Here is a 26,783-nt window from a genome sequence, read left to right as displayed (position 1 = left end):
GGCGGAGGCCTTGCTCCTAACGCTGAATGCGGGTCAGTTTGCCCGCATTGCAACAGCCTGAGAAGCCGCCAAGGCGCGCGGGAGGACCTGTGTTGAAGCGTCGTCGACCCACCCCAAGTCCCAAGGGCCTGCGGCGCAAGCCGTCAGGCGCGGCCAACCAGCAAGTGCGGAGGCTGGAGCAGCAGCTGCAGGAGCGCAGTCGCGAGCTGGAGCAGGCGATGAAGCTGCTGCTGCAGAGCGAGAAGCTGGCGGCCCTGGGCAATGTGGTGGCCGGCGTGGCCCATGAGCTGTCCACGCCGATTGGCAATGCACTGCTGGCCGCGACCAATCTGCAGCAGGAAACCCAGCTGATGAACCGCAAGGTGCGCGGCGACAGCCTGAACCGCCGCGACCTGGACGACTACATGAACTCGGTCGACGAAGGCGCGAGCATCGTGGCCCGCTCGCTGGAGCGGGCGGCCAATCTGGTCCGCAGCTTCAAGTCGGTGGCGGTCAACGAGACCAGCGAAGCCCGCATGGCCTTCGACCTGCGCACCGCGCTGGAGGACTGCCTGGCCCTGCTCAATCCGGGCCTCAGGCACCAGCCGGTGAGCCTGGAGCTGAAATGTCCGGGCGGCGTGGAATGCGACAGCTATCCCGGCGCGCTGACCCAGGTGGTCAACAACCTGGTCGAGAACGCGGTGCGCCATGGCCTGGAGCCCAAGGGGCGGGGCAGCGTGCGCATCGAGGCCGCCGAGCTGGATGGCTGGATCCTGCTGACGGTCAGCGACGACGGCGTCGGCATCGCGCCCGAACACCTGGGCCGCATCTTCGAGCCCTTCTTCACCACCCGCCTGGGCCAGGGCGGCTCGGGACTGGGCCTGCATCTGGTCCACAGCCTGGCCACCGGGCCGCTGGCCGGCGAGGTGCAGGTGCACAGCCGGCCGGGCGAGGGCACGCGTTTCGAGCTGCGCTTTCCCCTCAAGGCGCCGGACAACCGGCCGGCGCCAGCCTAGCTAGGCAGTGCGCCGCGCCTCGATCCAGCCGCGCAGCACGGCCAGCGGCATGGCCTTGGCATAGCGCCAGCCCTGGGCCACGTCGCAGCCCCGGTCGCGCAGGAAGACGGCCTGGGCCTCGGTCTCCACGCCCTCGGCGACGATTTCCATGCCTATGCGCTGGCCCAGGCGTATCACCGTCTCGGCATAGGCATCGCCCTGGGCCTCGCCGATCTGCGAGACGAAGGCGCGGTCCACCTTAAGGCAGTCGATGGGCAGCGCGCGCAGCTGCGATAGCGAGGAATAGCCGGTACCGAAGTCGTCCATGGCGACACGGGCCCCGGCCTCGTGCAGCGCGCGCAGGCTGTCGACCACCAGCTGCGGATCGTCCATGGCCACGCTTTCGGTTACTTCCAGCTCCAGGCTGCCGGGAGGCATGGCATGGCGGGCGATCAGGCTGCGCACTTGATCGGTCAGGCCCTGGGAGCGGAACTGCAAGACGCTGACGTTGACGCTGACGCGCGGCGGTGCGCCGGGCTGGTCCTGCAGCAGCCGCCAGTCCTGCGCCGCCTGGTCCAGCACCCAGCTGCCCATCTCGTCGATCAGGCCCGCCTGCTCCGCCAGGCCGACGAAGACCATGGGGTTCTGCACCATGCCGCCCTGGCCGTCGGGCCAGCGCACCAGGGCCTCCATGCCTATCAGGCTGTCGTCGCGCAGCAGCACCTGGGGCTGGTACCAGACCTCAAGCTTGCGCGCCGCCAGATCGCTGCGCAGCCGCCTCACCAGGGCCAGGCGCGACTGCACGCCGGCCTCCATGGCCGCCTTGAACGGCAGGCCGCCGCGGCGCTGGTCGGCCTTGGCCACTTCCAGCGCGATGCTGGCGCGGCGCAAGGCCGTGAGGCCGTCTTCTGCATGGTCGTCCAGCACATACCAGCCCAGGGTCACGGTCACCGGCAGGCGATGCTCGCCGACTTCCAGCGGCTGGGCCAGCAACTGCTGGATGTGCTCGGCATTGACCACCGCGGCCGGCCCGAGCACGCCGAATACATCGCTGCCCAGGCGTGCCAGCTTGACGCGGGTGTCGAAGCCCTGGTCGAGGCGCTGGGCCAGGGCCATCAGCAGCGCGTTGCCGACCTCGTGGCCCAGGCCGTTGTTCAGCTCGGCGAAGCGCTGCATGTCGAGCAGCAGCAGCACCTGGCCCTGGCGATCGGTCTGCGCATCGAGTTCACGCAGGAACTGAAGCCGGTTGGGCAGCTGGGTCAGGGTGTCGTAGTAGGCCAGCCGGTTCAGCTCGGCAATCAGGTTGAGGTTGCCGAAATAGGCCGAGATGTTGGTGGCGAAGACCTCGACCAGCTGACGGTCCAGCGGTTCCAGCGGATGGCTGGTCTGCAGGAAGACGGCTGCCTCCTGGTCGCGCGCCGCCACGTAGAGCACGGTGGCGCTGTCGGCGAACTGGTGCTGGCGGCTGCTCAGGCAATCGGTGACTGCCTGGCGGATGTGGATCTCGGCCAGTTCCTCCAGTGGCCGCGACACATAGCTGGCCAGTCGGCCGGCCGCGCTGATCACATAGAAGCTGTCGACATCCTCGCCATGCTCGGGCCGGCCGCGGTGGGCGCAGACTATGCCTTCCTTGGGCAAGCCCAGCAGAGCGGCCAGTTGGGTGAGCACGCCCTCGGCGAAGCTGAGCATGGCGTGGCGCTCCATCAGGTCGGCGGCCGAGCGCACGATCATCTCCAGTCCGCGCCGGCTCTCCGCGATGGTGCGGATCTGGTTGTAGGAGCGCAGCGCCGCCGTGGCGGCCGTGATCAAACGGGTCTGCGTCAGTTCGGACTTGGTCCGGTAATCATTGATGTCGTAGGCCTGGATGATGGGCAGTTCGGGAGCGAAGCCCGGTTGGCCGGTGCGCAGGATGATGCGCGCCTCGTTCATGCCGCAGTGTTCGCGGATGTACTGCACCAGGTTGAGCCCGGCCTGCGGGCTCTCCATCACCACATCGAGCAGGATCAGCGAGAAGTCACGGTCCCGCTCAAGCAGGGCCTCGGTCTCGCCGCCTGAATGCGTGTGGACCAGCTCCAGCGGCCGGCCCATGATCTCGGTGCGGCGCAACGAATAGCGCGTGGCCTGGTGCACCTCGTCGTCGTCGTCGACCACGAGCACGCGCCAGGGGGGCAGCACCGGCCCGGCAGCGGCCTCGTCTTCGTCGGTGTCGATCAGCAGGATGCGCTCGTTGTCGGCCATGGCTGCGGGCTCCTTTCGCAGCGCCCCAGTGTGCCGTAGCCGACCTGCTGTGTCATGCTCCGCGCTCCAATGGCCATCGCGGGGAATTTCATGCAACTCGGCGCTTTCTCGATCAGCCTGGCGGTCAAGGACCTGGCGGCCTCGCAGGCCTTCTACGCCAAGCTCGGTTTCCAGGCCTGGGGCGGCAATGCGGCCCAGGGCTGGCTGATCCTCAAGAACGGCCCCCATGTGATCGGCCTGTTCCAGGGCATGTTCGAGAAGAACATGCTGACCTTCAACCCGGGCTGGGACCAGGACGCCCAACCGCTCGCCGAGTTCACCGACGTCCGCGAGCTGCAGCGCAGCCTCAAGGCCCAGGGCGTGACGCTGATGACCGAGGCGGACGAGTCCACCAGCGGCCCGGCCAGCTTCGTGGTCATAGACCCGGACGGCAACCCGGTCCTGGTGGACCAGCATCGCTGAGGGCCGGGCCATGCGACCCCAGCCATTGATCTGCTGCGACGACGTCGAGGCCAGCAGCCGCTGGTACCAGCAGCTGCTGGGCCTGCAGAGTGCCCATGGTGGCCCCAACTACGAGCGGCTGGAGAAGGACGGCCTCCTGCTGCTGCAACTGCACCGCTGGGAGGAAGAGCACCACCACGGTCCGATTGGCGAGCGGCACGAGCCCTCGCGCGGCAACGGCGTGCTGCTGTGGTTCGAGGTCGATGACTTCGACGCCGCGCTGGTCCGCGCCGAGGCCCTGGGTGCCGAAGTGCTGCTGGGCCGCCACCGCAATCCACCGGACTGCGACGGCGGCCCCAACCACTGGGAAGTCTGGCTGCGCGACCCCAATGGCTACAAGATCGTGCTGGCCAGCCCCGATGGGACGGCCGACGGCAGCTGGAAGCCCGGTGATGCCTGAGGCCGCCCTGCGGCGACAGCTGAGCCTGTACCTGTCCGGTCCCGAGACCCTGCTGGTCGAGCGGGCGCGCGGCCTGCTCGATCCGCTGCAGCAGTCCCTGATCCCTGCGCACCTGACGCTATGCCGCGAGGATGAGCTGGGCGACCTGGCCGAGCCCGACGGCCTGCTGCAGCAGCTGTCGGCCGGCGCCGATTTCCCGGTGCTGGACCTGGTGCTGGGCGCGCCCAGGCAATTCCATGAGACTGGCTGGCTGCTGCCCTGCGTGCAAGGTGCGGAGGCCTTTGCCCGTCTGCGCAGCCAGCTGCTGGGACGCGAGCCGGCGCGGGAGCAGCAGGCCCATCTCACGCTGGCCCACCCACGCAACCCGGCGCCTTCGGCCAGCGCCCTTGCGCAGGCGCTGCCCCTGCTGCCGGACCGGCTTCCCATCCGGCTCGACCGGCTGCGGCTGATAGAGCAGCGTGGCGCCGGCCGCTGGCGCGAGCTGGCCTGCCATGCCTTGGGGGCAAGCTGAGCGCCTGCCCCGGACCTAGACCGTTTCCGAGGCCAGGCTGGGTCGCGGCGGCCGTACGGCGCCGCGCGCCAGCACGCGGCCACTGACCCAGGCGTTCAGGTAGCTGTCCACCAGGCTCAGCTCGGCATCCAGGCCGCGCACCAGGGCCACGCCGGAAGCTCCGGCGGCCGCGCAGTCGCGGGCTTGCGAGGGGTTGAGTACGCCGCCAATGGCGACCACCGGCCGCCCGGCCATCTGCGACCACCAGGCCAGGTTGTCCGTGCCTTGTGGCTCCCAGGGCATGTCCTTGGTCGTCGTCGGCCAGACCGGCCCGCAGGCGATGTAGCTGGGTGCCAGGCCGCGGGCCCGGGCCAGCTCCCAGAGGCTGTGGCTGGACAGGCCCAGAGCCAGGCCGCTGTCCAGCAGCCAGCGCTCCTCGTCCGGACGCAGGGCGGCCCAGTCTTCCTGGCCCAGATGCAGATGCCGGGCACCGGCCTGGACCGCGGCACGCCAGTGGTCGTTGATCCAGAGCCGGCTGCGGCTGTCCTCGACCAGGCGCAGGGCCTGGCGGATCTGTTCCACCAGCTCGGCCTCGGCCGGCGGCGCCTTGATGCGCAGCTGGATCTGCGGGATGCCGGCCTGCACCAGCTCGGCCACCCGTTCGATCGTGTCGCAAATCGCGTACAGGCCCAGCTCGGTGGGCGCGCTGGGCTTGTTGAGCACATGCAGCCATCGGGCCGGGGCCAGCGGGTCGATCTCGGGCCCGAAGCTCATCACCGGCATGGCCGTCGGGTCCAGCACGAAGCTGGCCCGCGCCCGCACCGGGCCGGAGCCGCGGCCGGCCACATGGCCATCGCGTACTGCGCACCAGGTCAGCATCTTGGCCAGCAACACTGCATCGGGCAGGGCGAAGCCTCTTGCCAGGGCCGAGGCGGCACCGGTGGCGAAGCTGCAGCCGCTGCCATGGTGATGGGGCGAGGGCAGGCGCGGGCTGGCCAGCCAGCCGCAGGCCAGCTCGCTGTCCAGGTAGTCGAGGGCCAGCTCCTGGCCGCCCGGCGTGCTGGGGTCGTCGCCGCCGGTGATGCAGACCGCGCGGGCGCCGGTGGCGCGCAGCCGTGCCGCGAGCTCCGGCACAGTGTGCGTGTCGTGTGGCACGGCCAGCAGCCGCTCGGCCTCGCGCCGGTTGGGCGTGACCAAGGTGGCCCGCGGCAGCAGCTGCTCTCGCATGGCGCGCAGCACGGCGGCGTTGGCAAAGCTCAAGCCGCCGGCACTGGCGCCCAGCACCGGATCGACGATCAGGGCGAGGCTGGGGTCGTCGCGGCGCATGCGGTCCAGCAGCTGGGCCACGCATTCGACCGCGGCGGCCGAGCCCAGCAGGCCGGTCTTGATGGCGCGCGGCCACAGGTCGGCGGCCAGAGCTTCCATCTGAGCCTCGATCTGCGCGGCGGGCAGAGGGCAGATGGCGCTGACGCCCAGCGAATTCTGCGCGGTCACTGCCGCCACCACCGGGCAGAGGTGGGCGCCCATGGCCTGGGCCGCGCGGCTGTCGGCCGAGAGCCCGGCGCCGCCGCCGCTGTCGCTGCCGGCGATGCTCCAGATCACCGGGGGATGGCTTTCGCGGGTCCAGATCATGGCTGGTCCCCGAGCAGGAAGGCATGGCCGCTGACCGGCGTCGAGGCGCGGGCAAAGTCCTGCGGTGCCATCAGGCCGGCCCGCCAGGCGGTTCGTCCCGCACGCACGGCCTCGCCGAAGGCGGCTGCCATGGCGACCGGGTCGCGGGCCTGGGCCACGGCGCTGTTCAGCAGCACGGCGTCGAAGCCCAGCTCCAGCGCCCGGGCCGCCTGCGAAGGCGCGCCCAGGCCGGCGTCGATGATCAGCGTAGCGTCCGGCAGCCGCTCGCGCAGTGTGCGCAGCCCGGCGAGATGGACCAGGCCCTGGCCCGAGCCAATCGGCGCGCCCCAGGGCATCAGCACCGCGCAGCCGGCATCGAGCAGGCGGCGGCACAACACCAGGTCCTCGGTGCAGTAGGGCAGCACGGTGAAGCCCTGCCGCACGAGCTCGGTGGCGGCGGCCAGCAGCTCGAAGGGGTCGGGCTGCAGCGTGTGGGCATCGCCCACGACCTCGAGCTTGATCCAGTCCGTGCCATAGAGCTCACGCGCCATGCGGGCCAGCTGTACCGCCTCGTGGGCCGTGTGGCAGCCGGCGGTATTGGGCAGCAAGCGGGCGCCCTGGGCCTGGGCGGCCTCCAGGGCCAGTTTGACGAAGCCGTTGTCGCCGCCTTGCAGCGTGCGCTTGAGGCCCAGCGTGATGACCTGCGTGCCCGAGGCCTGGATGGCCTGGGTCAGCACCGCCGGGCTGGGATAGCCCGCCGTGCCGAGCAGCAGCCGGCTGGCCAGGGGCACGCCGGCAATCCGGAAGAAATCGTCCTCGGCCATGTCAGCCCCCGGTGATGGCGCTGAACAGCAGGACCTGGTCCCCCTGGCGCAGCACCGTGTGATGGCGGGCGTCGCGCGGGATGAATTGGCCGTTGTGGGCGGTGGCCACGGCCATGGGGTTGCGGCCCAGCTGCTCAAGCAGCGTGGCCAGGGTGGTGCCGGCGCCCAGGCGCAGCGGCGCCTCATCGAGACGAATCTCGATGAGCTCCTCGGTGCTCTTCCTCATCTTTCCTCCTCCAAGGTGCCGAGCCCACTTCTGACGAGCAGCTCTTGCACCAGCGCCGGTCCCAATAGGAATCCATGGCGGTACAGGCCGTTGATGTTCAACTGACCGGGGGCGGAGTTTAGCGCGGGTCGATGATCCGGCAAGGCAGGGCGCAAATTGACCTCCATCCGATGGATACGGGCTTCGGCGAGCGTCGGCATCACGCTGTGGGCTGCCGCCATCAGTTCGACGGCACTGCGCAGGCTGACCGGGCTGAGGTCCTCGCTCTCGATCTCGGAGGCGCCCAGGATCAGCGTGGATTCGCTGCGCGGCACCAGGTAGAGCCGGTGCCGCGGATGCAGCAGGCGCAGCGGTCGGCGCAGGCCATGGCCGCTCAATTCCAGGGTCAGGATCTCGCCACGGACACCGCGCAGCGGCAGGGCCGGGCGGGCCCCGAGGCCGCGGCAGTCGATGGCCCAGTCGGCCTCGATGCGGCGGCCGTCGGCCAGCCGCAGCCGGCCCGGGCCGATCTCGCTCACGGCCTGGCCCCATTGCCAGCGAGCTGCGGCGGCGCCCTGGTGCAGGGCCGTCATCGCGGCGGGCGCATCGATGAAGCCTTCGCCTTCGAGTCGCCAGGCCCGCAGCCCCGGGACCAGCGCGGGTTCCAGCTCGCGCAGCGTGGCCTCGTCCAGCGGCCTGGCACTGGCCACATGCTGGAGCATGCGCTGGGCCGCGCCCAGGTCCTCGCGGTGGGCCAGCAGCAGGCTGCCTTCGCGGCGCATGCGGACCGGCAAGGGCAGCGCTGCGCAGATGCGCGGCCAAAGCTGCAGCGAGCGCCAGCCCGCTGCGACCATGTCGGCATCGGCGCCGCTGTCCTGCTCGGCCAGCGGACTCAGCAGCCCGGCCGCGCTGAAGCCGGCCGCGCGCGGAACCCCCTCGGGCGCGGGACCGGGCGAAGGGTCGAACACCTCGACCTCGTGCCCGGCCCGGACCAGGGCCCAGGCGAACAGGCGTCCGGCCAGGCCGGCGCCGGCAATGGCGATGCGGGCCATCAGGCGTTCTCTGTGTTCAGCGACTGCAGCGGTTTCAGCGGGATGTAGAGCTCGCCCCCGCCGGCGCGGAACTCGGCGCTCTTTCTGGCCATGCCCTCGCTGTACTCGCGCACGTCCTGGCTGATCTTCATCGAGCAGAACTTCGGCCCGCACATGGAGCAGAAATGCGCCAGCTTGGCGCTGTCCTTGGGCAGGGTCTCGTCGTGGAATTCGCGTGCCGTGTCCGGGTCCAGGCCGAGGTTGAACTGGTCTTCCCAGCGGAACTCGAAGCGGGCCTTGGACAGCGCGTCGTCGCGGGCCCGCGCGCCCGGATGGCCCTTGGCCAGGTCGGCCGCGTGGGCGGCGATCTTGTAGGCGATCAGGCCGGCCTTGACGTCGTCGCGGTCGGGCAGTCCCAGGTGCTCCTTGGGCGTCACGTAGCAGAGCATGGCGCAGCCGAACCAGCCGATCATGGCCGCGCCTATGCCCGAGGTGATGTGGTCGTAGCCCGGCGCGATGTCGGTGGTCAGCGGACCCAGCGTATAGAACGGCGCCTCGTCGCAGTGCTTGAGCTGCTCGTCCATATTGGCCTGGATCAGGTGCATGGGCACATGGCCGGGGCCTTCGACCATGGTCTGCACCTCGTGCTTCCAGGCAATCTTGGTCAGCTCGCCCAGCGTGTGCAGCTCGGCGAACTGGGCCTCGTCGTTGGCATCGGCCAGCGAACCCGGGCGCAGGCCATCGCCCAGCGAGAAGCTGATGTCAAAGGCCTGCATGATTTCGCAGATCTCCTCGAAGTGGGTGTAGAGGAAGTTCTCGCGGTGATGGGCTATGCACCACTTGGCCAGGATGGAGCCGCCGCGCGAGACGATGCCGGTGCGGCGCTTCACGGTCAGCGGCACATGGGCCAGGCGCAGGCCGGCGTGAATGGTGAAGTAGTCGACGCCTTGCTCGGCCTGCTCGATCAAGGTGTCGCGGAACAGTGGCCACGAGAGCTCCTCAGCCACGCCGCCCACCTTCTCCAGCGCCTGGTAGATCGGCACCGTGCCAATCGGTACCGGGCTGTTGCGCAGGATCCAGTCGCGGGTCGTGTGGATGTTGCGGCCGGTGGAAAGATCCATCACCGTGTCGGCGCCCCAGCGCGTGGCCCAGACCAGCTTTTCGACCTCTTCCTCGATGCTCGAGGTGACGGCCGAGTTGCCGATGTTGGCGTTGACCTTCACCAGGAAGTTGCGGCCGATGATCATCGGCTCCAGCTCCGGGTGATTGATGTTGGCCGGGATGATGGCGCGGCCGCGGGCGATCTCGTCGCGCACGAACTCGGGCGTGATCAGCTCGGGGATGGCGGCGCCGCGCGAGTCGCCGTGCAGGCGCTGCTCGCGCTCGGCGTCCTGCTTGTACTCGCGCATCCATTCCAGCTTCTGGTTCTCGCGGATCGCCACGTATTCCATCTCGGCCGTGACGATGCCGCGGCGCGCGTAGTGCAGCTGGCTGACGTGTGTGCCGGCCTTGGCGCGGCGCGGCTGGCGCTGCAGGCCGGCGCTCTCGGCACGCAAGGCCTGCTGCTGGGCGGCTTCACGCAGGCCGTCGTCGAGCAGGGCGATCTGGCGGCCTTCGTAGGCTTCGGTGTCGCCGCGCTCGGCTATCCAGGCGGCGCGTGGCGTGGGCAGACCCTGGCGCACGTCGATGCTGGCTTCCGGGTCGGTGTAGGGGCCCGAGCTGTCGTAGACGCAGACCTGCTCGCCATTGGTCAGCGCTATGCGCCGCTGCGGCACGCGCAGCCCGGGGAACAGGCGGCCGTGCAGCCAGTCCTTGGTCGAGGCGGGCAGCGGCTTGCGGCTGCGCTGCAGCAGTTCGGTGGTGGTCGGTTGGTCGTTCTTGTCGCTCATGGCTCCTCCGGTGGATGGTCAATCTCCGGAGGCCGGCCTGGAGCCGGTGGTGCGGGCGGTTCAGGGCCCGGCGAGCGACGCAGCACGGCTGAGGGCCGTGAGGCAGACGGATGGCAGGCTCTTCTTACGCCGGTACGGGCCGGATCAAGTTCAGCGGGTCCATGGCTTTGGCCACATCTCAGCCCGACGCCGGTTTCAGATTGAAACCGGCAGGGCACCCCGGAGCGAGCGGCCAGTATAGCCAGCGGTCCGCGCAGGACTTCACGGATGCGCGCCAAGCCTCGGGACAAACCCGCGCATGACCTTTGGGTGGCCTGCCCAGAATCGGTGCGCACCGCCAGGTCAGGGGAGGGCCGCTTGAAACATCATCGACTGCTAACTGCCATGATGCTGGCCTGCGCCCTGCCGGCCTGGTCGCAGACGCCGCCAGCGGCCGCCGCTTCCAAGCCGGCCCTGACGCCGGCCGAGCGGGCCCAGCGCGATGCCGACAAGGTCTTCCACTGGATACGCCTGAGCGCCGACAAGCCGGCGCCCAAGCCGGTGGCCGCGGCCCCCAAGCCGGCCCCGGTCAGGACTGCCGCCGTCGCTGCGCCCAAGCCGGCCCTTGCGCCCAAGATCCAGGCCGACGCGGCCCCCGCCGAAACGCCGCCGACCCTGCTGGCCGTGGCCGATACCTCGATGAGTTCAGCGAGCCGCGTGCCCGAGACGGCTGCTCCGCCCGCGCCGGCCGCCATCGTCGCGCGCTCCGAGCCTCCGCCGGCTCCAGAACCCGAACCCGCGCCGGTCGTCGAAGCCGACCTGCGCCTGGTCCACCGCGTGGAGCCGGAGTTCCCGCGCCAGCTGATGAGCACCGTCAGCAGCGGTGCGGTGCTGGTGCGCTTCATGGTCCAGCCCAATGGCACGGTCAGCAATCTGGAAGTGCTGAAGACCTCGCACCGCAAGCTCTCCAGCGCCGCGCTGGAAGCGGTGAACCAATGGCGCTTTGCGCCGATTCCGGCGGCCCGCGAGGCCACGGTCGAGATCGGCTTCAGTACGGCTCAATAGCCGCAGCCAAGACCGCAGCTCAGGCCGCAGCCGGGCAGCGCGACAGCGTCAGCGCCATCGCTTCGAGGAACACCCGCGTGCGCAGCGGCATCAGCTTGCGCTCGGGGAACACGGCCCAGCATTCCACTGGCGGCAGGCACCAGGTCGGCAGCACGCGCACCAGTTCGCCGCGTTCGACGTACTCGCGGGCGTAGTGGTCGCCCACGGCTGTGATGCCGACACCGGCGCAGGCCAGCAGCAGCAGTGAATCCGGTGCGTTGATCAGCGTTCGCTGGGCCGGCAACGCCTGCAGTTCCTCGAGTTCGGGCTCGCTGCGGCGCAGCTTCCAGGGCACGGCCTCGCCATGGCGGCTGAGGATCATCAGGCCGTGCATGCTCTCCAGCGCCTCGGGCCGCAGCGGATGGCCATGGCGCTGCAGGTAGTCGGGCGAGGCATAGAGGCCCACGCTCAGGGTCGTCATGCGTCGCGCGGCGAGCTGGCTGTCGGCATCCAGGCTGCCCATGCGCACGGCCAGGTCGAAGCCCTCGGCAATCAGGTCGACCCGGCGCGGCGACAGGTCCAGCTCCAGCTGCACCTCGGGATAGTCCAGCGTGAAGCGGATCAGCATCTGGCGCAGCACCTGCTGGGCCATGTCGGCCGGCATGCTGACCCTGAGCCGCCCGGTGGGCTTGCTCTGGCGGTGCAGGGCCAGGGCCAGGGCGCCATCGACCTCGGCTGCCAGCGCCCGCGCATGCTCCAGCACCCCTTGGCCGAAATCGGTCAGCACCAGGCGGCGGGTGCTGCGCTGCAGCAGCTTCTCGCCCAGGCGCTGCTCCAGCGCCGCGATGCGGCGCGAAACGGTGGATTTGGGCAGCTGCACCCGCTCGGCGGCGCGGCTGAAGCTGCCGGCCTCCATCACCCTGGCAAATAGCAGCAGGTCATCGGCATCAAGGCTCATTGGGGCACCCTTCGGCCTGCGGCCTGTCCCGCCAGGCGGGAGCGAACTTGCTTGGGGCGGTCCGGCGCTTCGTTCATTGTTCTACCTATGGAACAGTCAAATGCATTTCAACGTCTTCTGTCCCACCAATGCTCCCAATAAAGTTGCTCCATCGTCAAGTTGAATGACGAATACCCCCAACCGGAGCACCACATGAACATCCTGCAAATCAACTCCAGCGCCCGCCGCGTGCAAGACGGACAGGGTTCCTGGTCGACCCGCCTGGCCGATGAACTGACGGCCGCCCTGAAGGCCCGCGACGGCCAGGGCTCGCTGACGGTCCACGAACTGGCCGCCACGCCGCTGCCCGCCATGGACGAGGCCGCCCTGGGCGCCCTGTTCACCCCGCTTGACGCCCGCAGCCCCGAGCAGCAGGCCCGCGTGGCCCTGAACGACGCGCTGATCGCCGAAGTGCAGGCGGCCGACGCCATCGTCATTGGCGCGCCGATGATCAATTTCGGCGTCAGCTCGCAGCTGAAGAACTGGATCGACGCGATTGCCCGCGCCGGCGTCACCTTCAGCTACACCGCCACCGGTCCGGTCGGCCTCTTGAAGAACAAGAAGGCCTATGTGGTGACCACCCGCGGCGGCGTGCACCGCGACCTGCCGACCGACGGCGTGACGCCCTATCTGCGCACGGTGCTGGCCTTCCTGGGCATCACCGACGTGGAATTCGTGTTCGCCGAAGGCCTGAACATGGGCCCGGAAGCCGAAGCCGCCGGCGTGGCCGCCGCCCGTGCGCAGATCGCCGCCATCACCGAAACCGCCACTGTCTAATCCTGCATTGAAGCAAGAAGGAGATCCGACCATGACTGCCACCGTCACCCAAGCCCGCCCCGTGGAGCGCCTGATCGCGGGCCAGCCCACCAGCGATGGCGCCGGTGTCAAGCTGACCCGGGTGCTGACCCATCAGCTGCAGCGGCGTCTGGATCCCTTCCTGATGCTGGATGCCTTCGGCTCGGACCAGGCCGACGACTACATCGCCGGCTTCCCCGACCATCCGCACCGCGGCTTCGAGACCGTGACCTACATGCTCGAGGGCCGCATGCGCCACCGCGACTCGGCCGGCAACGAAGGCCTGCTGGGCCCGGGCGGCGTGCAGTGGATGACGGCCGGCCGCGGCGTGATCCATTCCGAGCTGCCCGAGCAGCAGCAAGGCCGCATGGAAGGCTTCCAGCTCTGGCTCAACCTGCCGGGCAAGGACAAGATGCGCGAGCCCTGGTACCGCGACATCCCGACCGGCGAGATCCCCGAGACCACGACGGCCGAGGGCGTGACCCTGCGCGTGATCGCCGGCGAAAGCCATGGCCTGGCCGGTGCGGTGCAGCGCGAGCACACCGCACCGCTGTACCTGGACCTGCACCTGCCGGCCGGCGCCCGCTTCGAGCAGGTGCTGCCGACGGCGCACAACGCCTTCGTCTATGTCTACCGCGGTGAGGTCAGCATAGTCGAGACCCAGGTGCCGCAGCAGCGCATGGCCATCCTGGCCAACAAGGCGGGCAGCGACGGCGTGGTGCTGCAAGCCGGCAGCGAGGGTGCGCGCGTGATCCTGATCGCGGGCCAGCCGCTGAACGAGCCCATCGCCCAGTACGGCCCCTTCGTGATGAACACGCAGGCCGAGCTGTTCCAGGCGGTGCGCGACTTCCAGGAAGGCCGGCTGGCCTGAGCCGGCTTCAGCTGGCGCGCATCTTCAGCGCGCTGGCATCCGGGGCCAGCAGTCGCTCGCCCTCATAGCCGTGCACCGCGCCGAAAGGCCCGGTGCCGGCATTCCATTGCTCCGACCACTGGCGGATCTCGTCCTGCGTGCGGCCTACGAAGTTCCACCACAACAGGATCTGCTCATCCAGCGGCTCGCCCCCCAGCAGCAGCAGCCGGGCCCGGCCCTCGCTGCGTATCAGCAGCTGCTTGGCACCGACCGGCACATAGAGCAGGCGGCCGGGCTGGAGCCGCTCTTCCTGGCCATCGACCTGGATCTCCAGCTCGCCCTCCAGCACCATCAGCCCATGCTCATGGCTGCGGGTCAGCGGCAGCATCAGGCGCGAGGCGGCCGAGCAGGCCAGGTCCACGCCCAGCAGCGGCGTGTGGCTGGGCACGGGCGACTGCTGGTGGCCCTCGTGGGCACTGTCCAGGCTGCCGACCAGCAGGGTCAGGTGGAAGCCGCCGTCGCTCCATTGCGGCAAGCGCGGGAAATGCTCGAAGGCCGGTGCGCAATGACGCTGCGACTCGGGCAGGGCGATCCACAGCTGGGCCAGCTGCAGCCGGTCGGACAGCGATTCCTCCGAATGGCAGATGCCGCGACCGGCCGTCATCAGATTGACCTGGCCGGGGCGCAGCACCTGCTCGCTACCCAGGCTGTCGCGATGCAGGATCTCGCCCTCGATCAGCCAGCTGAAGGTCTGCAGCCCGGTATGCGGATGCGGGCCCACGCGCATGCCGGGCGGATGCAGGTGGGCCGGGCCTGCATGGTCCAGGAAGCACCAGGCCCCGACGCGGCGCCGGCCCGGATGCGGCAGGGCGCGGCGTATTGGCAGGCCGCCGACCTGGCTCTGGTGCGCGTCCAGCAGTTCGAGCTGGGCCATCAGGCCACTCCCTTGACCCGCTTCACATGGGTGGCGAAGCCGGCCATGAAGCCACGCAGCTGCTCGCGCAGCGCCTCGTCCTGCAGCTGACCCTGTGCGTCGAACAGGGTCTGGACCCGCGAGACCGTCAGCCGGCCGCCCATCCAGAACTCGACCGCAAAGGCCCGCATCACGCTGAGCAGCGCATCCTGCGACTGCAGGCTGCCGAAGCCGCCCTGGCTGGCGCCCAGCATGGCCGTGGGCTTGCCGGCGAAGGTGGCCTTGCCGGCGGCCGGCGGGCGCGAGAGCCAGTCCAGGCCGTTCTTCAAGACACCGGGAATGGAGTTGTTGTATTCGGGCGTGCCGATCAGCAGGCCATCGGCCGCCTGGATCGCGGCACGCAGCGCTTCGACCGGAGCCGGCACGCCTTGCGCTTCCACGTCGCCGTCGTACAGCGGGATGCCGTGCAGCGTGTGGACCTGCAGGCTGACGCCTTCCGGGCAGAGTCCGGCGGCGGCGCGCAGCAAGGCGGTGTTGAAGGAAGCGGCGCGCAGGCTGCCGGACAGGGCGATCAGTTGGAGGCTCATGGATCGGTTCGGGTTCGGGCGATTGGCGTCGATTATCAGCATGTGGCTGTGCTGCAATCGCTGGGCCCGCAGGCCTCAGGGTCTTGCCGGGGCGAACTGTGCAAGGAAGCCTTCATGCCCATTCACCGCCGATTGATTTCCGTCCTGTCCTTGGCCCTGGCGATGGCCTCTTCCGGCGCGGCCGAGCCGCCCCAGGTCCTGGTCAAGGAAGGCGAGCGCCTGCTGCTCAGGCAGCCGCTGCAGGACTTCTACGACACGGCCTTCGTCTGGAGCGACGGTGGCAAGGCCGAGCCCCGGCTGATAGACGCCGACGAACTGGCCCGGCGCCTGGCCGGCTACGACGTCGTGTTCTTCGGCGAGCACCACCGCCACCCCGGCGTCCATCTGCAGCAGCAGCGTCTGCTGCGCGCGCTGCAGGCCATCCACCCGGCCTGGATCCTGTCCATGGAACAGTTCGAGCGCGATGTGCAGGGCGTGGTCGACGACTACCTGGCCGGCAAGGTCGGCGAGAACGCCCTGGTCGAGAACGGCCGCGCCTGGGACAACTACCGGCCCTCGTACCGGCCGCTGCTGCAGTTCGCCAAGGACCACGGCCTGCCCGTGGTGGCGGCCGAGGCACCGACCTGGGCCATCTCCTGCATAGGCCAGCAGGGTACCGAGGTGATGGAGAAGTTCACGCCGGAGGAGCGCAGCTGGGTGGCGCGCGAGCTGGACTTGGGTCCGGGTGCCTACCGCGACAAGTACATGCGCTTCCAGGCCGGCGCGGCCACGCATGGCGGCGGTGCCGCGATGTCGGACGCGGCCAAGCTGCGCGCCGAGCGCAGCTATGCGGCCCAGGTGGCGCGCGACGAGACCATGGCCGAGGCCATCGCGGCGGCGATCAAGGCCAGGCCCGGCCACAAAGTCCTGCACCTGGACGGCAACTTCCATTCGGCCGCCTTCCTGGGCACGGTGGAGCGGCTCAAGCGCCGATTGCCGGAGCTGAAGATCGCCGTCATCGATCCGCAGGAAGTGGTCGATGCCAAGGCGCCTTCGGTCGCCGCTTCGGCGCTGAAGGAGGGCACGGTGCTGCAGCTGGTCTATCCCAACCCGCCTTCCTTCGTCGAGGGTGAGGACCAGAGCGCGTTTGTCCGCAAGATCATGGCCCGGCGCACGGCCAGTCCCTGCAAGTACCAGAGCGGTTCCTGATCAATCCGGACGCCAGCGCTTGAGCAGCAAGGCGTTACCGACCACACAGACGCTGGAGAAAGCCATGGCCGCGCCGGCGATCACCGGGCTCAGCAAGCCCAGCGCGGCCAGCGGAATGCCGACCACGTTGTAGACGAAGGCCCAGAACAGGTTCTGGTGGATCTTGCGCACGGTAGCGCGCGACAGCGCGATCGCCTGCGGTACCAGGGCCGGGTCGCCGCGCATCAGGGTGATGCCCGCCACCTGCATGGCCACGTCGGTGCCGGTGGCCATCGCCATGCCCACGTCGGCCGCGGCCAGGGCCGGCGCGTCGTTGATGCCGTCGCCCACCATGGCCACGTGCCGGCCGCCCTCGCGCAGCTCGACCACGATGCGGGCCTTGTCGGCCGGCAGCACCTCGGCGCGCACCTCGTCGATGCCCAGCTTCGCCGCAACCGCTCCGGCACTGCCGCGGTTGTCGCCGCTCAGCATCACGCTGCGCAGGCCTTGCTCCCGCAGGGCCTGGACCGCGGCGGCCGCCGCCGGCTTGAGCTCGTCGGCAAAGGCCAGCATCGCAAGCAGGCGCGGCTGCGGAGCGGTCTGGGCCAGCCAGGACACGGTGGCGCCCTCGGCCTGCCGCGCCTGGGCCTGGGTCAGCAGCGGATCCAGTGCAATGCCGAGTTCGGCCATGTAGCGACCCGAGCCCAGGTGCAGGCTGAGGTCCTGCTCGGGCAGTTCGGCCGTCACGCCGCGGCCTGGCACGGCCCGTAGCGCGCGCGTGGCTGGCAAGACCTGGCCCTCGGCCGCTTCGAGCACGGCCCGCGCCAGCGGGTGTTCGCTGCCTGACTGCAAGGCTGCGGCCAGCAGCAGCAGGGGTTCGGCCTTTTCGCCGGGTGCAGGCCGGAGCTCGCGCAGCCGGGGCTGGCCCAGGGTCAGGGTGCCGGTCTTGTCGAAGGCGACCAGCTCCAGCCTGGCGGCCAGCTCCAGCGCCTCGGCGTCCTTGACCAGGATGCCGTGCCGCGCCGCCACGCCGGTGCCGGCCATGATGGCCGTGGGCGTGGCCAGTCCCAGGGCGCAAGGGCAGGCGATCACCAGCACGGCCACGGCCTTGAGCAGGGCGTCCTGCCAGTCACCGCTGGCGAGGCCCCAGCCGACCAGGGTCACCAGGGCGACGAACACGACCACCGGCACGAAGACGCTGCTGACCTTGTCCACCAGGCGCTGGATCGGCGCCTTCTTGGCCTGCGCCGATTCGACCAGTCGCACGATGCGCGACAGCGTCGATTCAGCGCCCAGCGCCATGGTCCGCAAGCGCAGCTGGCCCTCGCCATTGACTGCTCCGCCCACGACCTTGCTGCCGGCATGCTTGGCCACCGGCAGGCTTTCGCCGGTGATCAGCGATTCATCGACCTGGCTGTCGCCCTCCAGCACCTCGCCGTCCACCGGGATGCGTTCGCCGGGCCGCACCAGCACCTCGTCGCCCAGGCGAAGGGCCGAGATCGGCAGGGTCTGTTCGGCCCCCTCGCGCAGCACGCGAGCGGTTTCTGGGCGCAACTGCTTGAGGGCGCGAATCGCCTCGGTGGTCTGGCGCTTGGCCCGGGCTTCCAGCCACTTGCCCAGCAGCACCAGGGTGATGACGACGGCGGCCGATTCGAAGTACAGGCCATGCACCTCGCCGCGCGCCAGCAGGTAGAGGCTGAGCCCGAAAGCGGCGCTGGTTCCCAGGGCGACCAGCAGGTCCATATTGCCGCTGCCGGCGCGCAGTGCCGACCAGCCGTGGCGGTAGAAGCGCGCGCCCAGCCAGAACTGCACTGGCGTGGCCAGCAGCAGCTGCAACCAGCCCGGCAGCATCCAGTGCTTGTCGACCAGCAGGCCGAGCATGGGCAGGACCAGCGGCGCCGACAGCAGGGTGGCGAGCAGCACCGGCCAGCCGCTGGACGACCAGTCCCTCTGCCGCTGCGGCTCCTCGGCCAGACGGGCCTGGTAGCCGGCCTTGCTGATCGCCGCCAACAGCTGGGCGATCTGCAGACCGGACCGGCCCTGGACCGTGGCGGTCTCGGTGGCCAGATTGACCTCGGCCTCGGCCACGCCGGGCACCTTGAGCAAGGCCTTTTCGACCCGACCTACGCAGGACGCGCAAGACATGCCCTCGACGGCGAGGGTCCATTGCTGGGGACGGCTGCTGCTCATGGCGCGTGAGGATAAGCTGCGGCTGATAGACCTGGTTTGAGGAGTGACAAATGGGGAGCGATGTCCAGAATTTCCACCTGCCCGACATGAGCTGCGGCCATTGCGTGGCGGCCATCACCGAGGCGATCCATGAGCTGGACGCGGCCGCACGGCTGAACTTCGACCGCGAGGGTCGGCACCTGCAGGTCGAGGGCAGCAGCAAATCGCGCACCGAGCTGGCCGCGGCGCTCACGGAGGCCGGCTACCCGCCTTCCCACGCCTGAGGGAAAAGCGGCTGGACGCCGCCTGGTCCGCTCGCCACAATGGCCCGACCCTCCCCGGGACCGGGCCCTCGGCAAGCAGTCAGCAGTCAGGCAGCAATGACAACAACAGCCGTCGAATCCGCGGACGCCGTCGGCGCGGTCAACCCGCACTACCTCGAGCACCTGGTTGCCAGCGCGGCGGCCCATCAGGTCGAGGTGACCGAAGACATCATCAGCGGTAGCGGCGTCAAGCTTTTGGCCAAGGGGACGCAGGTCGACGGCTGCATCCACGAACGCCTGCTGGCCCACAAGCTGAGCCGGCCGCTCGAAGACTGCCTGGGCATGGCCGATGGCGTGTCTTCCGAGCAGATTGCTGCTGCGGCCGAGCAGCTGATGGACAAGCATCCTCTGCTTCGTGCGCTGGCGTCTCACGAACGTGCGCTGCCGGTCGAGCAATCGCTCGCCAAGCTCAAGCTCAGCGGACCTGTGCGCTCGCTGCTGACCGTCTATGCCGACCAGCCCGGCGGGCGCCTGAGCCATGCGGTCGGCGTGGCACTGATCGCCAAGGCCCTGGGCCGGCGCCTCCTGCCCGGCGATGTGGACGCCCACCGCGTGCTGGGCCTGGCAGGCCTGCTGCACGACGTTGGCGAGCTCTACCTGGCGCCCGCGGTCCTGAGCCGCGAGGGGCCGCTCACCGCCGAAAAGTGGCGGCACATCGTCAGCCATCCGGTCATTGGCCAGCGGGTGCTGGCCGGCATGGAAGGCGCCGGGCCCCAGCTCGCCGAGCTGGTGCTGTGCCACCACGAACGGCTGGACGGCTTCGGCTATCCGCGCGGCCTGGCCGGTCGCGACTTCAGCTTGTCGGCCCAGATCCTGGCCTCGGCCGAATGGCTGATGGGACTGGTCGATGCCGGCAGCCTGCCTATCACGCAGAGCAGCGTCGCCAGCAAGCTGATTCCCGGTGAGTTCAGCGAGCAGATCTTCGGCGCGCTGCGCCAGGCGGCGCGGGACTGCGAGGGCCCCGACCACGTGCTGGACCAGGACCGCGGCCTGGCCGATGCCTTGCCGCGCGCGCTGCGGGTGGCCGAGCTGCTGGCCCGTTTCCGCTCATCGAGGGCGCAGCTGCGGGCCAGGGCCATTGGCGCCAGCCCCGACCTGCGCAGCCTGCTGGACCTGTGCCTGCAGCGCATGCTGCAGCTGCAGTCGGCCTTCAGCAGCGCCGGGCTGGATGCCGACCATCCCGAGGCCCTGGTCCAGGAGCTCGTGGCCGAAGAAGGCGAGGTCCACCTGGAAGTGCTCGCCCTGTTGCGTGAATTCCACTGGCGCATGAAGGAACTGGAGCGGGAGCTGCAACTGCGCTCGGCCGCACTGAGCGAGAGCGACCGCCTGATGGTGGCGGACCTGATTGCCGCGGTGAAGGACGGCGCCCTGGCTTGATTTCCAACAAGCCTGGTGTCAGGCTTGTCGGCAAACAATGACGGCCGCTCAGGGTCAAGGAGTAGCAGCCCATGTCCGCGTCAGGCTCGACCGGTGTCGAATCGGTCAATCCGCATTTCTTCAATCACGTCGTCGCGACCGCCGCGACCCGCCAGGTCCAGACCAGCGAAGACATTTACAGCGCCCAGGGCATCAAGCTGCTGGCCAAGGGTGCGGCCATCGACGAAAGCACCCGCGACCGGCTGCTGGCCCACAAGTTGTCGAAGCCGCTGGAAGACTGCGTGCAGGTCATAGACGGCGTGGTGCCCGAGCTGTTCGGCCCGCTGGCCGAGAAGCTGCAGGACGAGCATCCACTGCTCAAGACCCTGTGCTCGCACCAGCGCGCCCAGCCGGTGTCGGCCACGCTGTCCACACTTCGCTTGAGCATGCAGGTGCAGTCGCTGCTGACGGTCTATGCCGGCTACCAGGGCGACCGGCTCTCCCACAGCGTCGGCGTTGCCATGTTGACCTTGGCCCTGGCTCGTCGCCTGCTGCCGGATCAGATCGACCGGCATCGCCAGTTGGCCCTGGCCGGCCTCTTGCATGACGTGGGCGAGCTCTACATCGACCCCAGCTACCTGGAACGTGGCCGCGACCTGGAGCCCGAGCAATGGCGGCACATCGTCAGCCATCCGGTGATCGGGCATCGCGTGCTGCTGGCCTTGCCGGGTGCCGGGGCCGCCGTGGCCGAGGCGGTGCTGAACCACCATGAGCGGCTGGACGGCTTCGGCTATCCGCGGGGACTGGTCGAGGACCAGGTGCCGCTCGATGGACAGATCCTGGCCGTGTCCGAGTGGCTGATGGCCCTGATCGAATCGGGCGGCGGCGCGCTCGCCCGTGCCAGCGTGGCCAGCAAGCTGATTCCGGGCGAGTTCAGTCCCAGCCTGCTGGAGGCGATCAACGCCGCGGCACGCAACAGCGGCGAGATGGATGCCTGGTTGCAATCGCTGCAGCCGCTGGCCTCGATGCAGCCGCAGTTCCAGCGCGTGACCGCGACGCTGGAGCGGTTCGAGACCCTGCGGGCCTGGCTGGACCGCCAGATCGCCGACAGCGGCCCGGCCCTGCGCGAGGTGCTGCAGCAGGGCCTGAGGCGCATGCTGCGCATTCAGGCCTCGTTCTATTCCAGCGGCCTCAATTCGCTGCGTCCCGACGACCTGCAACGCGAACAGGAGCTGGGCGACGATCCGGAGCTCAAGCAGGAGCTGGCGGCGCTGATCGGGGAATTCGGCTGGCGGCTGCGAGAGCTTGAGCGCGAGGCCCTGTTGCGCGCCGGCCTGCTGACCGATTCCGAGTTGCAGGTGGTCAAGGCCTGGGTGCAGCGACTGCGTGGCGAGACCAGAGAGGGCGACCTGGCCCAGGCGGCCTGAGCGCGGTACGGCTCAGTGCAGCTTGCGCTTGTCGGGCTCGAAGGACTTGGGCCGGTAGACGTTGCCTTCCCATTCGCCCTCGGGCAGCGGATTGCTGGCCTTGACGCGGCGTATCAGCGATTCGGTCTCGGCTCGCGCCCGGCGGGCATCCCGGCGGCGACCGCTGAAATCCAGCAGCTGGTGAATGCGTACGCGCAGGCCACGCAGCCAGTCATCGACCCGGGCACGCTGCGCCGGGCCCAGCATCATGTGCAGGGCGATCAGCAGGCAGATGATCAGGCCGAGGGCGGCCAAGGGCTTGGGCAACATGGGGATTGACGGCGCTGATCGCGAGTGTCGCGCATCTGCGCGTATGACGCACGGATGAAAAGCGGGGGCTTTCTACAATGCGCCCTGCCCTGAACCGGGGCAGTCGGAAGGAGATTCCCCCTTGAAGCTACGAACTCTGGCGGCCAACAGCTGCCTGGCCCTTGCCTTGTCGGCTGCTTTTGCCGGTGCGACCCTGACCCAGGCGGCCCCGGTGGCCGCACCCTCGCTGACGCTGGAACAGCTGTTCCGCGCCGAGCCTTACCGCGGCGAAGCCGCCCGCGACGCCAAGTTCAGCCGCAGCGGCCGCTACCTGGCCTATGCCTGGGCGCCGTTCCGCGAGCCAGGTGCCGACCTGCATGTGCACGACACCAAGACGGGCAAGACCTGGCGTCTGACTTCGCCGACCCTGATGGCGGCCTACGACGCGCCCGAGGACCTGGAGCGCTTCCAGAAGAAGCTCAAGCAGCGCAATGACGAAACCGCCGAACGCCAGGTCAAGGAAGAGGCCTATGCCGCCTACCTGCGCGGCGAGAAGGTCGACCTCGAGCAATGGGAAAAGGCGGCCATCGAGGAGCTGAAGAAGGAATTCGCCGACAAGAAGGCCAAGGACGACGCCCAGAAGGCGGCCGACAAGGCCGAGGCCGATGCCGAGAAGCGCGCCATGGCGGCGCTGGCGGCCAAGCGCGCCGGCAAGCCGGCTCCGGCCGAGGCCGCCGCTTCGGCACCGACCGCTGCTGGAGCGGCCTCGGCCGCCAAGGCCACGGAGAAGGAAGCCTGGGAATGGCGCGACGAGCTGAAGAAGAAGCTGGCCAAGAACAAGCTCAAGCCCAGTGACCTCTACCCCGGCGTCAGCCAGATCGTCTGGGCCAACGAGAAGGACGAGCTGATCTTCCAGTACCGCGGCGCCTTGTTCCGCTGGCAGGCCGGTTCGGAAAAGATCCAGCCGCTGCTGGCCACGCAGCGCAATCTGCGCATGGTGGCCTACAGCCCCGATGACCAGGGCTTCGTCTACATGGACGAAGGCCGTGTGCTGCGCTCGCGCTTCGCCGCCGGCGGCGTGCAGGTGCTGAACCGCGAGCTGATCCATCCGGACGATGCCGACAAGAAGTACAAGATCTCGTCCACCGTGATCAGCGAAGACGGCCGCTGGATGGCGCTGACCGCCCAGGCCCCGCTGGGCGAGGAAGGCAAGCCGGCACCCAAGCCCGGCCGCCAGGTCGAGATCATGAATTACAGCGAGCGCTTCGCCACGGCCAAGAAGGTCGACCGCGAGGTCTCCGACGACAAGCGCATGGTCCAGCCCACCGCGATCTACATCCGCGCCGTGCCGCAGGGCGAGGCCACGCCGACCAAGCAGCCGACGCCGGTGTTCACGCATGCCGGCGGCGACGTCTGGTTCGAGCTGAGCCCGGTGGTCTGGAGCAAGGACGGCAAGCGCTACACCTTCGCCACCTGGGAGCGCGAGAAGGAACTGCTCAAGGTCTATCTGGGCCAGGCCGACGAGAAGGCCAGGCCCGAGGTCGTGATCGAGCGCCGCGGCGACGTGGGCCATGAGGTGGTCAGCTCGCTGAACCCGCGCTTCACGCCGGACGGCCAGACCCTGGTCGTCGTGATGGACGAGGCCGGCTGGCGCCAGCCCTATGGCTACGACGTCGCCAGCAAGCAGCTGAAGCCCCTGCTCAAGGGCGAGTTCGAGGCCCATCAGGTGCTGGGCTTCTCGCCCGACAGCAAGAGCATGCTGGTGCTGGCCAACAAGGACGACCTGGCGGCCATGAACGTGTTCAAGGTCAACCTCGCGGACGGCAGCATGCAGGCCCTGGGCAGCGCACCGGACTACCACCGCAGCGCCGTGGCTTCCTATGACGGCAGCCAGGTTGCCGCCATGGCCGGCCACTGGGCCCAGCGTCCTGAGCTCAAGCTGCTCAAGGCCGGCGCGCCCGCCAAGCAATTGACCGACAGCCATGACCCCAGCTGGTCCAAGGTGGACGTGATGCGTCCCGAGCGATTCAGCTTCAAGAACCGCCATGGCGACACCCTGCATGCCTACTGGTTCAAGCCGGCCGGCTGGCAGGCCAGCGACAAGCGCCCGGCCGTGGTCTACGTCTACGGCGGCCCGCTGGGCGACCGCCACACGGTGGAGACCGACAGCTTCCAGCCCACCGGCTACATGTTCGGCATGTACATGGCTGCCAAGCACGGCTATGTGACCGTGGCCGTGGACACGCGCGGCCACTCGAACTACGGCCGCCGCTTCTCGGGCGCCAACTTCGAGCAGGTCGGCCTGCCGCAGGCCGAGGACCTGGAAGACCTGCACAAGCACATCAGCGCCAACTTGGGCGTCGATGGGTCACGCGTGGGCCTGAACGGCTGGAGCTTCGGTGGCTTCCAGACCCAGTACCTGATGTACAGCAAGCCCGACCTGTACGCCGCCGGCATCGCCGGCGCCGGCCCGACCGAATGGGAGAACTACAACAGCTGGTACAGCGGCCGCACGATCGGCAAGGTCGATCGCACCAAGCCCAATCTGCGCAAGTACTCGTTGCTGCCGATGGCCAAGAACCTCAAGCATCCGCTGATGCTGGTCCATGGCATGCAGGATCCGAACGTGCTGTACCAGGACACGGTCAACGTCTACCGCGAGCTGCTGCTGACCGGCAAGGACGCCCTGGTCGACCTGTACCTCGACCCGGACGGCGAGCACGGCATGGGCGGCGCGGTCAAGGCCGTGGGCTGGCACCGCAAGTACGAGCGCTTCTGGCTCGAGCATCTCGGCAAGGCGCAGTGAAGGCCATGAACGCCAGGCCGGTCAGAAGTCTCTGCCTGCTGGGCGGCGAGTCCAGCGGCAAGACCACGCTGGCCGTCGCCCTGGCCGAGCAGCTGGGCACGGTCTGGGTGCCGGAATACGGCCGCGCCCGCTGGGAGGAGATCGGCGGCGTGCTGTCGGTCGCGGAGCTGATACGCGTGGGCCAGGTTCAGGTCGAGCATGAGGAGCAGTACGCGGCCCGGGCCACCGGCTGGCTGATCTGCGACACCTCGGCCCTGACCACCCTCGTGTACTGCGAGCTCGACCATGGCTGTGCGCCGGCCGAGCTGGTGCAGTTGGCGCGCCGGCCGTACGACCTGATCGTGCTGTGCGAGCCGGACTTCGATTTCGTCCAGGACGGCTGCCGGCGCGATGCCGGCTTCACCTCGGCCCAGCATCTGCGGGCCGTGGAGCTGCTGCAGGACTACGGCCTGCCTTTCGTGCGTGTGAGCGGCTCGGTGGCGCAGCGCTTGCGCCAGCTGCAGCCTTATCTGGCCGAGGCCGTCGCGGCCTGATCGTCCCGCGCGGCCTTCCACATCCGCAGGATCGTCCAGCTGTTGGTGGCCAGCAGGGTCAGCTCCAGCAGGCTGCCGCCTATGGAGCCGACCAGCAGGTTGTTGGCCACCCACAGGCCGGTGCCGACCAGCATCAGCAGCCGCATCCGCAGCCCCTTCAGCAGGAAAAGGGCGCTGGTGCCGATGATGGAGGCGCAGATAGGCAGCAGCGAGAGCGGGCCCTGGTAGAGCCAGGCGCCGAGCCCGGCCGACAGCGCGATGAAGAACAGCGCGATCCAGGGCGAGCGGCTTTTGATCGAGGCCAGTGAACGGCCCAGCGAGACCAGGGTGCTGGCCACGGCCGTGGGCTCACCCAGCAGCAGGAAGTGCAGGGCATAGGCCGCGCATTCGCCGGCCATGAAGAGCTTGAAGCGCAGGTCGTCCTTCTGCGCGAAGCAGGCCAGGCCCAGGACGAAGGCCAGGTAGCCCAGCAACTGGGCCGGGCTCAGCCACTCCCCCATGGTTCAGGAGGGGGCGCGGCGCCGGGCGAACAGCTCGGGCACGGCCTCGGCGGCCGAGCGGCTCAGTGCGTCGCGGATCGCCGGGTCGGCCAGTTCCTCGCGCTCCTGCTCGCTGAGCTGTGCCTCGTCGCCACCCAGCTGGGCGATGGGCTCCAGCAGCAGGCCGGCCTCGACATCGTCGAACAGCGGCGACCAGGCATTGGCCGCCAGGTCCACGGCGGTGAGAAAGCCTATGCACCATTCCTCGGCATCGGCCAGCTCGGTCTCGCCCTGGTCGGCCACGCTGAAGATCGGTTCCCAGCGGTCCGGCTTGTCGGCCAGTTGGCAGGCGATGGCATGCAGGTGGCGCAGCACCAGCAGGATGGTGCGCTTCTTCTGCTTGCCGCTGGCGAAGGGCTTGACGCCGTCCTCGCCGTCGCCACCCCAGATCACGGGAAGCCAGGCGCTGCCGGGCAGGTCTTCGATGGCCTGGGGGCTCAGCAGCAGGGCGCAGAGATAGCCGTCCAGCGCCTCGATGTTCATCGCGGCTTCGCTGGGCAAGCGGGTCAGCAGGTCGTCCAGGGTGTCCAGCTCGGCATCGCTGAGCGGCAGGCGGTCGGACTGCTGGGGGCGGTATTGTGGATATTCCATGGGGTTCTCAGCCGTGGCGGCCGTGGCGGCTCTTGGGCTTCTTGGCGTCGAACTCGGCCAGCTGGGCCTTCAGCAGATGCATCAGCACCCGGGCATTGGCCTCGGTCATGACCAGCAGCGTGCTGGGCTCTATGCCCTCGACCGGCTCCTTGGGCGAGACCAGGGCATCGACCTTGAACAGGACCTGGCCATTGAGCGAGTTCGAAGCGGCCTTGAGCTTCTGGATTTCGACGGTGTGGATCTTCATGATGGGCCG

General features: G+C 69.3%; 27 protein-coding genes and 1 riboswitch. Of the genes, 13 read left to right on the top strand and 14 right to left on the bottom strand.

Annotated features, from left to right (window positions below; translation table 11 throughout):
- Positions 1-92 precede the first annotated feature (92 nt).
- Positions 93-995 carry a sensor histidine kinase gene (locus QT382_RS17580; RefSeq protein WP_289255383.1) on the top strand — a complete coding sequence of 301 codons (903 nt, stop codon included), beginning with the start codon at positions 93-95 and terminating at the stop codon, positions 993-995.
- On the opposite strand, the gene QT382_RS17575 is transcribed toward QT382_RS17580, so the two are convergent.
- Positions 996-3,212, bottom strand: coding sequence for a putative bifunctional diguanylate cyclase/phosphodiesterase (locus tag QT382_RS17575; RefSeq protein ID WP_289255382.1), 2,217 nt, complete (start codon positions 3,210-3,212; stop codon positions 996-998).
- 90 nt (positions 3,213-3,302) lie between these two features.
- Between QT382_RS17575 and QT382_RS17570 the strand changes: the two genes are divergently transcribed.
- Genes QT382_RS17570 through QT382_RS17560 form a run of 3 tightly spaced genes read left to right on the top strand, consistent with a single transcriptional unit; the run spans position 3,303 to position 4,624 of the window.
- Positions 3,303-3,674, top strand: coding sequence for a VOC family protein (locus QT382_RS17570; RefSeq protein ID WP_289255381.1), 372 nt, complete (start codon positions 3,303-3,305; stop codon positions 3,672-3,674).
- Positions 3,675-3,684: 10 nt separating this feature from the next.
- Complete coding sequence (locus QT382_RS17565; protein ID WP_289255380.1) at positions 3,685-4,113, top strand: VOC family protein; 429 nt, start codon at positions 3,685-3,687, stop codon at positions 4,111-4,113.
- Positions 4,106-4,624, top strand: coding sequence for a 2'-5' RNA ligase family protein (locus QT382_RS17560; protein WP_289255379.1), 519 nt, complete (start codon positions 4,106-4,108; stop codon positions 4,622-4,624). Before QT382_RS17565 ends, QT382_RS17560 begins: the two co-directional genes overlap by 8 nt.
- Positions 4,625-4,639: 15 nt before the next feature.
- Here the strand turns inward: QT382_RS17560 and QT382_RS17555 are convergent, their stop codons facing one another.
- From QT382_RS17555 to thiC, 5 genes are read right to left on the bottom strand one after another with little or no spacing between them, the layout of a single operon-like run.
- Complete coding sequence (locus QT382_RS17555) at positions 4,640-6,235, bottom strand: bifunctional hydroxymethylpyrimidine kinase/phosphomethylpyrimidine kinase (RefSeq protein WP_289255378.1); 1,596 nt, start codon at positions 6,233-6,235, stop codon at positions 4,640-4,642.
- The gene (locus QT382_RS17550) at positions 6,232-7,038 is read right to left on the bottom strand and encodes a thiazole synthase (RefSeq protein ID WP_289255377.1); all 807 of its coding nucleotides are present in this window, start codon (positions 7,036-7,038) and stop codon (positions 6,232-6,234) included. Before QT382_RS17550 ends, QT382_RS17555 begins: the two co-directional genes overlap by 4 nt.
- Before the next feature lies 1 nt (position 7,039).
- The gene (gene thiS, locus QT382_RS17545) at positions 7,040-7,264 is read right to left on the bottom strand and encodes a sulfur carrier protein ThiS (protein ID WP_289255376.1); all 225 of its coding nucleotides are present in this window, start codon (positions 7,262-7,264) and stop codon (positions 7,040-7,042) included.
- Entirely contained in the window at positions 7,261-8,295 is a 1,035-nt protein-coding gene (locus QT382_RS17540) for an FAD-dependent oxidoreductase (RefSeq protein ID WP_289255375.1), read from the bottom strand. Before QT382_RS17540 ends, thiS begins: the two co-directional genes overlap by 4 nt.
- Positions 8,295-10,163, bottom strand: a complete 1,869-nt coding sequence (thiC, locus tag QT382_RS17535) for a phosphomethylpyrimidine synthase ThiC (protein WP_289255374.1) — start codon at positions 10,161-10,163, stop codon at positions 8,295-8,297. Before thiC ends, QT382_RS17540 begins: the two co-directional genes overlap by 1 nt.
- A 104-nt stretch (positions 10,164-10,267) precedes the next feature.
- A riboswitch (TPP riboswitch) is annotated at positions 10,268-10,395 on the bottom strand.
- A 125-nt stretch (positions 10,396-10,520) separates the two neighbouring features.
- Here thiC and QT382_RS17530 point away from each other — a divergent pair.
- Positions 10,521-11,207: an energy transducer TonB gene (locus QT382_RS17530; RefSeq protein ID WP_289255373.1), complete on the top strand. Its 687-nt coding sequence runs from the start codon at positions 10,521-10,523 to the stop codon at positions 11,205-11,207.
- Between the two features lie 19 nt (positions 11,208-11,226).
- On the opposite strand, the gene QT382_RS17525 is transcribed toward QT382_RS17530, so the two are convergent.
- Positions 11,227-12,144 (bottom strand): LysR family transcriptional regulator, encoded by a 918-nt coding sequence (locus tag QT382_RS17525; protein WP_289255372.1) that lies wholly within the window; start codon positions 12,142-12,144, stop codon positions 11,227-11,229.
- Between the two features lie 192 nt (positions 12,145-12,336).
- On the opposite strand from QT382_RS17525, the gene QT382_RS17520 reads away from it, so the two are divergent.
- Together QT382_RS17520 and QT382_RS17515 are read left to right on the top strand one after the other, a co-directional pair.
- The gene (locus tag QT382_RS17520; protein ID WP_289255371.1) at positions 12,337-12,960 is read left to right on the top strand and encodes an FMN-dependent NADH-azoreductase; all 624 of its coding nucleotides are present in this window, start codon (positions 12,337-12,339) and stop codon (positions 12,958-12,960) included.
- 31 nt (positions 12,961-12,991) lie between these two features.
- The gene (locus tag QT382_RS17515; RefSeq protein WP_289255370.1) at positions 12,992-13,849 is read left to right on the top strand and encodes a pirin family protein; all 858 of its coding nucleotides are present in this window, start codon (positions 12,992-12,994) and stop codon (positions 13,847-13,849) included.
- A 7-nt stretch (positions 13,850-13,856) separates the two neighbouring features.
- Here the strand turns inward: QT382_RS17515 and QT382_RS17510 are convergent, their stop codons facing one another.
- Both QT382_RS17510 and QT382_RS17505 read right to left on the bottom strand, forming a co-directional pair.
- On the bottom strand, positions 13,857-14,762 hold the full coding sequence (locus QT382_RS17510) for a pirin family protein (protein ID WP_289255369.1): 906 nt from the start codon (positions 14,760-14,762) through the stop codon (positions 13,857-13,859).
- Positions 14,762-15,328, bottom strand: a complete 567-nt coding sequence (locus tag QT382_RS17505) for an NADPH-dependent FMN reductase (protein WP_289255368.1) — start codon at positions 15,326-15,328, stop codon at positions 14,762-14,764. The genes QT382_RS17510 and QT382_RS17505 overlap by 1 nt, the downstream gene beginning before the upstream one ends.
- A gap of 114 nt (positions 15,329-15,442) precedes the next feature.
- On the opposite strand from QT382_RS17505, the gene QT382_RS17500 reads away from it, so the two are divergent.
- Positions 15,443-16,516, top strand: coding sequence for a ChaN family lipoprotein (locus tag QT382_RS17500; RefSeq protein WP_289255367.1), 1,074 nt, complete (start codon positions 15,443-15,445; stop codon positions 16,514-16,516).
- On the opposite strand, the gene QT382_RS17495 is transcribed toward QT382_RS17500, so the two are convergent.
- Positions 16,517-18,685, bottom strand: a complete 2,169-nt coding sequence (locus QT382_RS17495) for a heavy metal translocating P-type ATPase (RefSeq protein ID WP_289255366.1) — start codon at positions 18,683-18,685, stop codon at positions 16,517-16,519.
- 50 nt (positions 18,686-18,735) lie between these two features.
- On the opposite strand from QT382_RS17495, the gene QT382_RS17490 reads away from it, so the two are divergent.
- The 3 genes from QT382_RS17490 (at position 18,736) to QT382_RS17480 (ending at position 21,770) form a co-directional block, all read left to right on the top strand.
- Entirely contained in the window at positions 18,736-18,948 is a 213-nt protein-coding gene (locus QT382_RS17490) for a heavy-metal-associated domain-containing protein (RefSeq protein WP_289255365.1), read from the top strand.
- 96 nt (positions 18,949-19,044) lie between these two features.
- Positions 19,045-20,364, top strand: coding sequence for an HD-GYP domain-containing protein (locus QT382_RS17485; RefSeq protein ID WP_289255364.1), 1,320 nt, complete (start codon positions 19,045-19,047; stop codon positions 20,362-20,364).
- Between the two features lie 71 nt (positions 20,365-20,435).
- Positions 20,436-21,770: an HD-GYP domain-containing protein gene (locus tag QT382_RS17480; protein ID WP_289255363.1), complete on the top strand. Its 1,335-nt coding sequence runs from the start codon at positions 20,436-20,438 to the stop codon at positions 21,768-21,770.
- A gap of 12 nt (positions 21,771-21,782) precedes the next feature.
- On the opposite strand, the gene QT382_RS17475 is transcribed toward QT382_RS17480, so the two are convergent.
- Positions 21,783-22,079 carry a hypothetical protein gene (locus QT382_RS17475; RefSeq protein ID WP_289255362.1) on the bottom strand — a complete coding sequence of 99 codons (297 nt, stop codon included), beginning with the start codon at positions 22,077-22,079 and terminating at the stop codon, positions 21,783-21,785.
- A 121-nt stretch (positions 22,080-22,200) separates the two neighbouring features.
- On the opposite strand from QT382_RS17475, the gene QT382_RS17470 reads away from it, so the two are divergent.
- Positions 22,201-24,864 (top strand): S9 family peptidase, encoded by a 2,664-nt coding sequence (locus QT382_RS17470; RefSeq protein WP_289255361.1) that lies wholly within the window; start codon positions 22,201-22,203, stop codon positions 24,862-24,864.
- A gap of 5 nt (positions 24,865-24,869) precedes the next feature.
- Entirely contained in the window at positions 24,870-25,397 is a 528-nt protein-coding gene (locus QT382_RS17465; RefSeq protein ID WP_289255360.1) for an AAA family ATPase, read from the top strand.
- Here QT382_RS17465 and QT382_RS17460 read toward each other — a convergent pair.
- Genes QT382_RS17460 through QT382_RS17450 form a run of 3 tightly spaced genes read right to left on the bottom strand, consistent with a single transcriptional unit; the run spans position 25,370 to position 26,774 of the window.
- Positions 25,370-25,897, bottom strand: a complete 528-nt coding sequence (locus QT382_RS17460; RefSeq protein ID WP_289255359.1) for a YgjV family protein — start codon at positions 25,895-25,897, stop codon at positions 25,370-25,372. The two genes, QT382_RS17465 and QT382_RS17460, sit on opposite strands and share 28 nt — an antisense overlap.
- Positions 25,898-25,900: 3 nt before the next feature.
- Complete coding sequence (locus QT382_RS17455) at positions 25,901-26,527, bottom strand: UPF0149 family protein (protein ID WP_289255358.1); 627 nt, start codon at positions 26,525-26,527, stop codon at positions 25,901-25,903.
- Positions 26,528-26,534: 7 nt separating this feature from the next.
- Positions 26,535-26,774 carry a hypothetical protein gene (locus tag QT382_RS17450; RefSeq protein ID WP_289255357.1) on the bottom strand — a complete coding sequence of 80 codons (240 nt, stop codon included), beginning with the start codon at positions 26,772-26,774 and terminating at the stop codon, positions 26,535-26,537.
- Positions 26,775-26,783 lie beyond the last annotated feature (9 nt).

Origin of the sequence: Pelomonas sp. SE-A7 (assembly GCF_030345705.1) — a bacterium.
Classification (GTDB): domain Bacteria; phylum Pseudomonadota; class Gammaproteobacteria; order Burkholderiales; family Burkholderiaceae_C; genus JAUASW01.
The sequence above is the reverse complement of the archived record's forward strand: the minus strand, read 5'-3'. Positions and strand labels throughout refer to the sequence as shown.